Consider the following 12,621-nt stretch of genomic DNA (forward strand, 5'->3'; position numbering starts at 1 on the left):
AATGAATTTTATCATCTCTTTTATTTGCTGATATTTATCGACTGATTTAGTCTTTTTTTGATGATAATAAAAATTACTTCGTGCCATATTGGTTTGATTTAAAAGTAAATTCAAATCAAATTTATGCCTTAATTCCATTATGGCTTGCGCTTTTTGGCTTTCTCTTCTGCTTGAATCAAGGCGTGCAACTTTTTTAGCAATTCATTTTCACATCTTAGAGCTTCATTCTCTAAAAGAAGCTCATCTTCTCTTGTAAGTGGCTTGTCGGATTTTCTCTTTTTTCGTTTATTGATGTTCATAGATGTTGGTCTGCCTCTAGTTTTAGGTTGTAATCCTTCTAGACCAAAATTAGCAAAATCTTTCTTCCATTTTACAATAATACTTGTATCGGGGATATTAAATTTTATACTTGTTTCGCCCAAAGACAATAAATCTTTGTCAATTGCTTTTAATACTTTCAATTTAAAATCTAACGAATAACTTTGATTCTTTCTTGGTAACAAACTAATGGCTCCATACTCCTTATAAAATCCAACCCATTTACGAATATTAGATCTACTTAAACCTTTTTGAGCGGAAACATAATTACAAGAATAATGTTTCTCTACTACTAATTTTACACATTCAAGTTTAAATGTGTAATCATACTTGACTTTTCTTTCCATAAAAATACCCCCAAATAGTGTCTAACTTTTTGGGGGCAGTCTAAAATTTCGGGATTTTTTTGTGACTTCGGCAGGGTTCGAACCTGCAACCTTCAGAGCCGAAATCTGAAATTCTATCCAGTTGAACTACGAAGCCAATATTTAATTACGAATTTCAAATTATGAATTATATGAACGTAATTCGTAATTTGAAATTCCTAATTATTTAAACTAAAAGTTTCTTAACGATTGTCGAAATAGTTTTCCCTTCAGCAGTTCCGCCCAATTGTGCTGAGGCGATTCCCATTACTTTTCCCATAGAAGCAATGCCTGATGCGCCAGTTTCTGCAATGATTTTTGCAATTACTGCTTCTACTTCAGCTTCACTCATTTGTGCTGGAAGGAATTTTTCGATAACGGCAATTTGAGCCAATTCTGGTTCAGCAAGATCCATACGGTTTTGTTCTGTAAAAATTTTGGCGCTGTCCTTTCGGGTTTTTACCAATTTTTGAAGTAATTTAATTTCGTCGGCTTCAGAGATTTCTTCTTTTGATCCTGTTGCGGTTTGCGCTAAAAGAATTTCAGATTTGATCGCTCTTAAAGCCTCTAATGCTAAAGTATCTTTGGCTCTCATGGCGGTTTTGATATCCTCCATTATTTGTGTTGATAAGCTCATAATGATTTATGATTTGCTACGCCAGTTTGCTGACGCTCGGGTTAGATTTTAGATTGCAGTCCCCAAGCTTCGGGATCAGATTTCAGATTTTTAAAAACCAAAAGTCTCTCTAACAATCGGAGCACAAATTTATAGTATTTTAATGGAATTAGCAACTGCTTCTAATGGTGTTCCTTATTAAAAATGCAAAAAATAACCCGAAAATTGATTCAATTTTCGGGTTAGGTAACTTTGGTTTGATTTAGTTAGTCAACATTATCGTGTAGGAAAGAATTGTTTGATCTCAATTGCAGGTCGTCATTGCTGTCTGTACCTAATGAAATTCTTGAATTCATTCCCGACATTTGTCCTTTTGAAAGTTCTATGTTTTGTCTTTTATAAGCAGGTACTCTTTCTAATTCGTCCACTTTTGAAATAGAATTATGGAATTTATAATTAAATTCTTTTAATTTTTTTCTTCTTTCATCAGTTCTTAATTTCATTGATTCCTGAATTGTCATATCCATCGGAGAAATGTTTTCGAAAGTAACAGTTCCGTTTTCAACGACATCAATCTTTTTCATGGTGATGTTTAACTCTTCTGGAATTATTTCTTCAACTGCCGCTGCTGCAGGCTTTGAGTCTAACAATGCATTTTCCACTTCAGTATATTCTTCAAGAGTATAGCGTATGATTCCATTTTCGGTCAATTCAGTTACTGGGACAAATTGAGTAGGTTCATTTACTTTAATATCTCTTGTTTCATTACTTAATTCAAATAAAGTTCTAGTTTCTTCCTTTTTTACAGGTTCAGACTTAAAAAGAGGTAAGTCGAATGATAAAGTAGCTTGTTCTTCCTTCTGGTATATTTTTGCTTCAACGACTTCTATCTGTTTAACTTCTGCTGATGACACGACAAAATCCAGGTCTTTAATAGGTGAAATAATTTCGAATGTCACGTCTAAATTTCTAATAAACTCATTCATACCCATGAGTTCCTCACTTTTAAGAATAACTTTTGCAGGTTCTTCAACAACTTCTTGTTCTTCTTCTAAAAGTTCAAAAACAATTCTGTCTTCAGTTTTAGCAGCAGGTGTTTCTGTTTCGTAGTTAAAGGCAGTAACTGATTTTTTTGTCAAATCGTACTCGTTTTTTTGATCGTCACCAAGCGTATGTATGATTTTAGCGGGTTCAACATTTACAATTTCGCGTTGTTGTTCGATATCAAAACCGGTTGCAATTATGGTTATAGATATTGAATCTCCTAGAGTCTCATCCTCACCAACACCCATAATAATATTGGCATTGTGCCCGGCTTCATTTTGGATATAATCGTTGATTTCTCCAATTTCATCAATTGTGATTTCGTCTGCACCAGAAACGATGAGCAATAGTACGTTTTTGGCTCCAGTAATTTTATTGTCGTTTAATAGGGGAGAATCTAAAGCTGAAATTATACCTTCTTTGGCTCTATTTACACCGGTAGAAACTGCTGATCCCATAATCGCTGTTCCACTATTGGCCAAAACTGTTTTGGCGTCTTTTAAATCTATATTTTGGGTATAGTGGTGTGTGATTACTTCTGCAATGCCTCTTGAGGCTGTTGCCAAAACTTCATCGGCTTTAGAAAATCCGGCTTTGAAACCTAAATTTCCATATACTTCTCTAAGTTTATTGTTATTGATTACAATCAATGAATCAACTTGTTTGCGCAGTTTGTTAATACCAATCTGCGCTTGTTCTAGTCGAACTTTTCCTTCGAATGAAAACGGCAATGTTACGATTCCCACTGTTAAGATATCTCTTTCTTTCGCCAATTGAGCAATTACTGGCGCTGCACCTGTACCTGTTCCTCCGCCCATCCCAGCGGTGATAAAAACCATTTTGGTGTTGCTATCAAGCATTTTTTCTATTTCAGCAATACTTTCAATAGCTGATTGTTGTCCTACGTCAGGATTTGCTCCCGCACCAAGTCCTTCAGTCAAGTTAACGCCTAACTGAATTTTATTAGGAACTGAACTGTTGTCTAAAGCTTGAGAATCGGTATTGCAAACGATAAAATCTACGCCTCTAATTCCTTGTTTGAACATATGGTTTATAGCATTACTACCGCCTCCACCAACACCTATAACTTTTATTACATTTGATTGGTTTTTTGGTAAATCAAACGAAATACTGCCAAATTCTGAGTTGCTCATCATCTTATGGTTTTTATTATTTTTATTATTTTAAATTTTTCTTTATTCTGCGTTGTCTAAGAATTCTTTAATTTTTCCTAAGTAGCCACTTAAGTCAAAAAAGATTTTTTTGCTTGAAGTTGTTGCAAGTGGAGGTGTTATTTTATCTTCTATATCATCTTTTATAATCTCCTCTTCAATAATTTCAACTTTTGGTAGTCGAACGGTTTTAGATTCGGTGTTTTGTTCTAATCTGACAGCGCTTTGTGTTTTGTTTTCAATACTATTCATCACCAGGCCTACTGCAGTCGCATACAGTGGGCAGGATATTTCTTCGTCAGAATTTCCAGCTAAGTGTTCGTTTGGATAACCAATTCTGGTGTCGATTCCTGTAATATATTCAACTAATTGTTTGATGTGATTTAATTGAGCTCCACCACCGGTTAAAACTATTCCAGCAATCAACTTTTTTCTTGGATCATCGTGTCCGTACTCTTTTATTTCTGTAAAAACTTGTTCGATTATCTCTACAACACGAGCGTGAATTATTTTTGACAAATTCTTTAGCGAAATTTCTTTTGGCTCTCTTCCTCTTAAACCTGGAATTGAAACGATTTCATTGTCTTTATTTTCACCGGGCCAAGCTGAACCGAATTTAACCTTCAATAATTCAGCTTGTTTTTCAATAATAGAACATCCTTCTTTAATATCATCGGTGATTACATTTCCACCGAAAGGGATTACGGCTGTATGACGAATAATGCCATCTTTGAAAATCGCTAAATCTGTTGTTCCTCCTCCGATATCGATTAATGCGACACCTGCTTCTTTTTCTTCTTGGCTTAAAACCGCATTTGCCGATGCAAGTGGTTCTAAAGTTAAGCCAGAGAGTTCAATATTGGCACTTTGAATGCATCTTGCAACATTTCTTATTGAGGATGCTTGGCCTACCACAACGTGAAAACTCGATTCTAATCTGCCGCCATACATTCCTATAGGCTCTTTGATATCGGATTGTCCGTCGATTTTGTATTCTTGTGGCAAAACGTGTATAATTTCTTCGCCAGGTAACATCGCTAATTTGTTGACTTGGTCTATCAAAAGTTGAATGTCATTTCCGGCAATTACTTCCTCTGAATTTTTTCTTATGATATAATCACTATGTTGAATACTGCGAATATGTTGCCCTGCAATTCCTACAACCACATTATTTATTTTGTAACCTGATTTGTTTTCTGCTTCAAGTACTGCTTGCTGAATGGATTGAATGGTTTGCGTGATATTGTTAACAACACCTCTAGCTACACCAAGACTTTTGGATTTTCCAACGCCAAGAATTTCTAGTTTTCCGTACTCATTTTTTTTGCCTATCATTACAACTATTTTGGTTGTCCCAATATCAAGACCTACTGCAATATTCTCTTTTTCCATTTTCTATTTTTTAGTACATATCACTTGCTGCGCAAATCTCAAGTCGATGGTTTTATATTTATATAACGAACTATCTAAAATTGCTTTTTGAAAAAAAACTTTATAATTATTGAGTTTGGCGTTCATTCTTAACGTTCCACCAAAATCTATTTGATAACTATAATTTCTGTTCAATAATATTAAGCTTCCGTTTGGCATAATCTGAACACCAATGATGTTTTTTTTCAAAAACTCATCGTCGTGCATAATACGAAATAATTTGGCTAATTTTTCGTTGTTTTTTTTATTTATTACTCCTGAAACCAGTGGAACTCTAGCTGTATAATTCGCCGATAATGGCATCTTATTTCCTTTATAATCAATGTAGAAAGAATTGTCTCCATCAAAAACTCTAGCAACTGGAGTTTTTTGTTTCACTACTGCTTTCATTACCCCATCAATACTCACAAACACATCAGATTTTTCTATCATTTCGTGTGAGTTTAGCCTTTTTTCCAATCTGTTCAAATCTAATTTATCTTTACCTATACTTTTAGCGTCTTTATTATTTTCTATTAACAATTTATTAACCGTTTCTTGACTCACATATGGCTCGTCATTTCCCACAAAAACGACAGTAGATTTTAACAATTTTCTCTTATTATTGCGATCCGATGTAAACGAATACAAAAAAATAACTAATGAAAACATCAGTATTAATCGAATATTTGTCCAATTAAAGTTTTTCATTTAACGCTTTTTTAATTGTTGATACCATTTCGCCAATATCTCCTGCACCAATTGTTACTATAACGGTTGCTTGACTTGCTAAAATTGTTGGAATCAATTCCTTTTTTGAAACTAATTTCTTACTAGAATTATCGATTTTATCCAGCAACCAATTTGAAGTAATGCCTTCCATTGGCAATTCTCGTGCGGGATAAATATCTAACAAAATTAGTTCATCAAAAGCAGCTAAACTTTTGGCAAAATCTTCGGCAAAATCTTTAGTTCTACTAAACAAATGGGGTTGAAAAATAGCTAAAACTTTTTGGTTTGGATACAATTCTCTAACCGCTTGATGTACTGCATTGATCTCGGTTGGATGATGTGCATAATCATCAACATAAATTAATTTTTCACTTTTAATTTGATACGAAAATCGTCGTTTTATTCCTTTAAATGAACGCAGAGCACTAGCAATGTCTTCAGTTGGGATGCCGAAAGTTTTTGCCATTGCTAATGCCATTAGCGCATTCATTAAATTGTGTTGTCCTGGCAAACCAAATTCTATATTTTTTAAAGTTTCGGTTGGAGTTTTTACATCAAAAACATATTGACTGTTTATTATTCTAATGTTAAAAGCAGAGAAATCAGCAGTTTCATTTACAGCACAAGTAAGGCCTTTGATAGAAAGTTCATTTGTTATGAAAAGTTTGCTTTTGTCTTCTATTTTATCAGCAAATTCTCTGAAAGATTCGTCAATGGATTCTTTGTCACCATAAATATCTAAATGGTCTGCATCCATTGATGTTACGCAGGCAATATCGGGATGCAAATGCAAAAAGGAACGGTCAAATTCATCTGCTTCAACAACGGTTATTGTTTTGCCATTTCCAATTAAATTTGAATTATAATTTTCGACAATTCCGCCAACAAATGCCGTTACATCGGCGCCACTTTGGAATAAAATGTGTCCTAAAATACTACACGTTGTTGTTTTTCCGTGTGTTCCTGCGACAGCAAAACAAAAAGTGTCTTTTGTAATAATTCCCAAAACTTCGGCTCTTTTTTTTAATTCATAATTTCTTTCAAGAAAATAATTCCATTGCGAATGTGTTTTTGGTACAGCTGGCGTTACAATTACTAGGGTATTTTCTACATAATAATCATTAGGAATTAAATCTATTTTATCCTCAAAATGAATAGCAATTCCAATCTGTTGCAAGTCTGCAGTTAATTCGGTTTCGGTTTTGTCATAACCAGATACATTCTTGCCGATGACTTTGAAATAGCGCGCCAAAGCGCTCATTCCGATTCCTCCGATTCCTATAAAATAGACGTTTTGTATTTGGTTTAGATTCATATTTAATTATAATTTCAATGGCAATTTCAATTTTCAATTTCAATTTTCAAAAACTGCGATTGCTATTGTATTTTTTTATTAGACACATAATTTTTTTTGCTTCCAGACTCCGTTTATGCCGCTCCAGACTCTATTTGTAACATTCCAGACTTCATTTATATCGTTCCAGACGCTGTTTTAAACTTCCTTACGCCATTTATGCTATTCCTTAGGCCGTTTATGTTGTTCCTTACGTCATTTATGTTGTTCCTTACGTCATTTTAGTCTTCCTTACGTCGTTTATGGTCTTCCTTACGTCATTTGTGTTGTTCCTTAAGCCGTTTATGCTATTCCTTACGTCGTTTTAGCTTTCCTTACGTCGTTTGTGTGATTCCTTACGTCATTTATGTTCTTCCTTAAGCTATTTTAGCATTCCTTAAGTCGTTTGTACGATTCCTTAAGTCGTTTTAGCCTTCATTAAGACATTTATGCTCTTCATTAAGCGGTTTATGTTGTTCATTTAGACATTTATTTTTAATTCCTAATTCCTAATTCGTAATTTTTAATCTTTAATTTTTAATCAAAGAAACGATTTCGTCTACAATTTGTTTTGTGGCATTTGGCAAAGCCAGTTGTTTGATGTTGTTGCTTAACTGTTCTTGTTTTCCAATGTCTTTCAATAAGGCTTCAAAAACGATGCTGAACTGTGTTTCCAATTCGGGTTCCTTAAGCATTAAAGCTCCTTTCTTATCGACAATTGATTTTGCATTTTTGGTTTGATGATCTTCGGCAACATTAGGAGACGGAATAAAAATCACGGGTTTACCCACAATACACAATTCTGAAACTGATGATGCACCAGCTCGTGAAATCACTATATCGGTGGCCGCATAAACCAAATCCATTCTATCAATGAACGCTAAAACCTGCACATTATTCGAATTGTATTTTTTATAATCTTCAAAATATAATTTTCCACATTGCCAGATTACCTGAACATTTAGCGCATTCAAATGATTCAATTCTTTTTCAATTAGTTGGTTTACTCTTCTTGCGCCAAGGCTTCCGCCAAGAACCAACAATGTTTTTTTATTGGGGTCTAAATTGAAATACTGAATAGCTTCTGTTTTTTTGTTTTCGATGTCGATTAGATCTTGACGAACTGGATTTCCGGTCAAAATCATTTTTTCTTTTGGAAAAAACCGCTCTAGATTTTCGTAGGCGACACAAATTTTATTGGCTTTCTTGCTCAATATTTTATTTGTAATACCTGGATAGGAATTTTGTTCCTGAATCACCGTTGGAATATGCAACATATTAGCCATTTGTAGTAAAGGTCCTGAAGCAAAGCCACCAGTTCCTATGACTACATTGGGTTTGAATTTTTTAATGATGGCTCTAGATTTCCATAAACTATCAATTAATTTGAATGGAAACATTGCGTTTTGTAGGGTCAATTTTCGTTGTAAACCAGCAATCCAAAGTCCTTCGATTTTGTATCCTGATTGAGGAACTTTTTGCATTTCCATTTTATCTTTGGCACCCACAAAAAGGAATTCTGCATCGGGAAAACGAGATTTTAGTTCATTGGCAATCGCAACGGCTGGGTAGATATGTCCACCAGTTCCGCCACCACTTAATATGAATTTTAAATTTTCCATTTTTCCTAAATAATTATTTTCAACCAATCAAGTTCTTATTTATTCAGCACAGCATTTATTGGATTATTGGCTTTATCTTCTATAGAATAGTTTTCATCGGCAGCCATTTCTGCTTCATTTTCTTCTTCTAGTTGCTTGTCAATCAATTTTTGTAAAGCCGCTTCTCTTCTTGCTTTATCGCTTATTTCCTGTGCAATTTCTTCTTCTTTTTTAGTGACATTGATGATAATTCCAAGAGCAATACATGACATCCAAATTGAACTTCCTCCGCTGCTTATTAAAGGTAAAGTTTGTCCTGTTACAGGTAATAATTCTACTGCAACTGCCATGTTAATCATCGCTTGGAAAATCATTGGAAATCCTAATCCGACAACTAAAAGTTGTCCAAAAGGAGAGTTGGCTTTATGAGCTGCTATTACGAATCTAAAAAACAATAGTAAATATAAAAGCAATATTCCGAGACCACCTATTAATCCCCATTCTTCGACAATAATGGCATATATAAAATCAGATGAGGATTGTGGTAAAAAGTGTTTTTGCACGCTTTTTCCAGGACCTAATCCATAAATTCCGCCCGACGCAATGGCAATTTTAGCTTTTTCTATTTGATAATCATCTTCTCCAGGCTTGTCAGTGCTGAAGTTTTCAATTCTACTTTGCCACGTATTGACTCTACTAAACAAATTGGAATCTGGAAACACTTTTGACATTCCGTAAAAAAGGATTAATGCTGCAAATCCAGTTCCAATGATTAAACCTAAATATTTCAAAGGATATTTTCCAACGAAAGTGATCATTACTACCATAGAAAAAATTAATGCTGTGGTAGAGAAATTGGCAGGCAGAATTAAGCCTAAAGTGATAAAAACCGGAATCCAAAGTTCTATAACTGACGTCTGAAAGGTTATTGGTTCGTCATTTTTTTTCGATAAATACCGCGCTACAAATACAAATAATACTATAGCTGCTAACGTCGATGTTTGAAATGAAACTCCAATAAAGGGTAACTGTATCCATCGACTTGCGTTCGCACCAGCGATTACTGTCCCTTTTATTAAAGTATAGCCTAACAATAACCAAACTATTGGTAAAGCAATTTTTGAAAGTCCTCGATAATAATGAAACGGTACTTTATGAACCCAATAAATGATGATAAGTCCAATAAAAATATGAGCTAAATGTTTTAGTAAATAACTTACGGTATTTCCTGTTCCTTGCCCAATGTATGCCAAATTACTACTCGCACTAAAAACAGGCATAAACGAAAACAAAGCTAATAAAGACACGAATGTCCATATTACTCTGTCTCCTTTAAGATTGTTTACTAGTTCTTTCATTTTAGGTTATGGGTTTCGGGTTTTGGGTTTAGGACCTATCATCTTAAACCTAGTGCCTTTTTTTATAAATGTTTTACAGCTTGCTTAAATTGATTTCCTCTATCTTCATAATTTTCGAATAAATCGAAGCTGGCACAAGCAGGAGATAATAAAACCGTATCTCCTTTTTCTGATAATCTTTGAGACATTTTTACAGCATCTTCCATAGTATTGACTTCAATCATCATATCGACGACGTTGCCAAAAACTTCTATTATTTTTTTGTTGTCCACTCCCAAACAAATAATTGCTTTTACTTTTTCACGAACCAACCACATCAATTCGTTATAATCATTTCCTTTGTCAACACCACCTACAATCCAAACTGTTGGTGTGTTCACGCTGTCTAATGCAAAGAAAGTGGCGTTTACATTAGTGGCCTTCGAATCGTTGATGTATTGTACATTTTGAATTTTAAGTACTTTTTCTAAACGGTGTTCCACTCCTTGAAAATTGGATAGGCTTTCTCTAATTGTTGCATTTCTAATTTTCATCAATTTTGCTACAGAAGTTGCTGCCATTGCATTTTTCATATTATGCTTGCCTTCAAGTGCCATAGTTTCGGTTTCCATTCTGAATTCTTCCTCGTTGATGATGTTTACTTCCATTGTTTTTTCTTTTATAAAGGCTCCCAGTTCGAATGTTTTTGTTAGCGAAAAAGGAATTAATTGTGCTTTTGTTTTATTGTTTTTTAACCATTCTACGATAGCTTCGTCATCGTCATCGTAAATGAGGAAATCTTCCGCAGTTTGGTTCATTATTATTCTAAATTTTGATGCAATGTAATTTTCATATTTGTAATCGTAACGGTCTAAATGATCTGGACTGATGTTAGTAATTATCGCAATATGTGGTTTGTAATTTATAATTCCGTCCAACTGGAAACTACTGATTTCTAGCACGTAACTATCGTATTGATCATCGGCAACTTGCCAAGCAAAACTCTTTCCGATGTTGCCTCCTATACCCACATTCAGTCCTGCTGATTTTAGCAAATGATAGGTCAACATTGTCGTCGTAGTTTTTCCATTACTTCCTGTAATTCCTATTGTGATTGCTTTTGTGAATGGCGCAGCAAACTCAATTTCTGAAATGACTGGAATCCCTTTTTCGACAAGTTTATTAACTATTGCTGATTTTTTTTCAGGAATTCCGGGGCTTTTCATCACCACGTCGGCATTTAAAATAAGTTCTTCCGTATGCTTTTCCTCTTCCCAAGCAATGCCATTATCGATAAGAACTTCTTTGTATTTTCCTTTTATTTTTCCGTAATCAGACACAAAAACATCATATCCTTTTTTCTTGCCCAGAATAGCTGTTCCAATTCCGCTTTCGCCACCACCAAGGATTACTAATCTCATTATCTTAATTTTAAAGTAACTATTGATACGATGGCGAGTAATATTGCAACAATCCAAAATCGGGTTACAATTTTACTTTCGTGATAGCCTTTCTTTTGATAATGATGATGCAAAGGCGCCATCAGAAATATTCGTCGGCCTGCACCAAAACGTTTTTTGGTGTATTTGAAATAAGCTACTTGCAATACGACGGAGAAATTTTCAGCCAAGAATATCCCGCATAATAAAGGGATTAGCAATTCTTTTCTAACGGCGATAGCCAATACTGCAATCACACCACCAATAGTTAAGCTTCCTGTATCTCCCATAAATACAGATGCCGGATAGGAATTGTACCACAGAAATCCAATTAATGCCCCTACAAATGCCGAAATAAATACCGTCATTTCGCCCGAATAGGGGATGTACATAATGTTCAAATAATTCGAAAAAATAATATTCCCTGAAACGAAGGTGAAAATCCCTAATGCCAGCACCGAGACGGCTGATGTTCCAGCTGCTAAACCGTCGATACCATCGGTTAAATTTGCTCCGTTTGAAACTGCAGTGATAATAAAAATCACCATAGGAATAAATATTAACCACGCCCATTTTTCATAACCATCTCCCATCCAAGATAATGCTTCGGCATAGTCAAATTCATTGTTTTTTACAAATGGAATCGTCGTTGCTGTAGATTTTTCATAAACAGGTGCTGGTTTAATTTCGTTTACTGATACTTCTTGTAGAACATTACTCTTTGCGGTTTCAGTTCTTATGGTTACATCTGGGTTAAAATAAAGTACTGAACCCACAATTAAACCCAATCCGACCTGACCAAAAACTTTGAATATTCCTTTTAGACCTTCTTTATCTTTTTTGAAAATTTTGATGTAATCATCTATAAAACCAATGATTCCCATCCACAAAGTAGTTACAATCAGCAATATGATGTAAATATTATGAAGTTTTGCTAAAAGAAATACTGGAATTAACGTCGCAAAAATGATAATTAGCCCACCCATTGTTGGGGTTCCTGCTTTTTCTTTTTGACCTTCTAATCCTAGTTCTCGAACGGATTCTCCAATTTGTTGTTTCCTCAAAAAGCCAATTACTCGTTTTCCATATATGGTGGACAAGAGCAAAGAAAGGATGAAAGCCAATGCTGATCTAAATGTGATATATTGAAAAACTCCTGTTCCAGGAATATCCATAGTTTTGTTTAAATATTCGAATAAATAGTATAGCATATTTTTTAATTTTAGATTGCAGATTTCAGATTTCAGATTTCAG

The 12,621-nt window shown here is 34.4% G+C and carries 10 protein-coding genes and 1 tRNA gene; all 11 read right to left on the reverse strand.

The window, feature by feature from the left end; genetic code table 11:
* Positions 1-137: 137 nt before the first annotated feature.
* The 11 genes from RMO83_RS12195 to mraY all read right to left on the reverse strand — a co-directional run bounded on the left by RMO83_RS12195 (position 138) and on the right by mraY (position 12,578).
* The gene (locus tag RMO83_RS12195; protein ID WP_310559973.1) at positions 138-665 is read right to left on the reverse strand and encodes a helix-turn-helix domain-containing protein; all 528 of its coding nucleotides are present in this window, start codon (positions 663-665) and stop codon (positions 138-140) included.
* Positions 666-727: 62 nt separating this feature from the next.
* Positions 728-801 (reverse strand) — tRNA-Arg (locus RMO83_RS12200).
* A gap of 69 nt (positions 802-870) precedes the next feature.
* Positions 871-1,320 (reverse strand): GatB/YqeY domain-containing protein, encoded by a 450-nt coding sequence (locus RMO83_RS12205; RefSeq protein ID WP_310559974.1) that lies wholly within the window; start codon positions 1,318-1,320, stop codon positions 871-873.
* 245 nt (positions 1,321-1,565) lie between these two features.
* The gene (gene ftsZ / locus RMO83_RS12210) at positions 1,566-3,500 is read right to left on the reverse strand and encodes a cell division protein FtsZ (RefSeq protein WP_310559975.1); all 1,935 of its coding nucleotides are present in this window, start codon (positions 3,498-3,500) and stop codon (positions 1,566-1,568) included.
* Positions 3,501-3,539: 39 nt separating this feature from the next.
* The gene (gene ftsA, locus RMO83_RS12215; protein WP_310559976.1) at positions 3,540-4,907 is read right to left on the reverse strand and encodes a cell division protein FtsA; all 1,368 of its coding nucleotides are present in this window, start codon (positions 4,905-4,907) and stop codon (positions 3,540-3,542) included.
* 3 nt (positions 4,908-4,910) lie between these two features.
* Complete coding sequence (locus RMO83_RS12220) at positions 4,911-5,636, reverse strand: cell division protein FtsQ (protein ID WP_310559977.1); 726 nt, start codon at positions 5,634-5,636, stop codon at positions 4,911-4,913.
* Positions 5,623-6,972: a UDP-N-acetylmuramate--L-alanine ligase gene (gene murC / locus RMO83_RS12225; protein ID WP_310559978.1), complete on the reverse strand. Its 1,350-nt coding sequence runs from the start codon at positions 6,970-6,972 to the stop codon at positions 5,623-5,625. The genes RMO83_RS12220 and murC overlap by 14 nt, the downstream gene beginning before the upstream one ends.
* 548 nt (positions 6,973-7,520) lie before the next feature.
* Entirely contained in the window at positions 7,521-8,612 is a 1,092-nt protein-coding gene (murG, locus tag RMO83_RS12230) for an undecaprenyldiphospho-muramoylpentapeptide beta-N-acetylglucosaminyltransferase (protein ID WP_310559979.1), read from the reverse strand.
* Between the two features lie 35 nt (positions 8,613-8,647).
* Positions 8,648-9,949, reverse strand: coding sequence for an FtsW/RodA/SpoVE family cell cycle protein (locus RMO83_RS12235; RefSeq protein ID WP_310559980.1), 1,302 nt, complete (start codon positions 9,947-9,949; stop codon positions 8,648-8,650).
* A 62-nt stretch (positions 9,950-10,011) separates the two neighbouring features.
* Positions 10,012-11,349 (reverse strand): UDP-N-acetylmuramoyl-L-alanine--D-glutamate ligase, encoded by a 1,338-nt coding sequence (murD, locus tag RMO83_RS12240; RefSeq protein WP_310559981.1) that lies wholly within the window; start codon positions 11,347-11,349, stop codon positions 10,012-10,014.
* On the reverse strand, positions 11,349-12,578 hold the full coding sequence (mraY, locus tag RMO83_RS12245; protein ID WP_310559982.1) for a phospho-N-acetylmuramoyl-pentapeptide-transferase: 1,230 nt from the start codon (positions 12,576-12,578) through the stop codon (positions 11,349-11,351). The genes murD and mraY overlap by 1 nt, the downstream gene beginning before the upstream one ends.
* Positions 12,579-12,621: the final 43 nt, after the last annotated feature.

The organism is Flavobacterium sp. (assembly GCF_031423415.1).
Taxonomy (GTDB): domain Bacteria; phylum Bacteroidota; class Bacteroidia; order Flavobacteriales; family Flavobacteriaceae; genus Flavobacterium.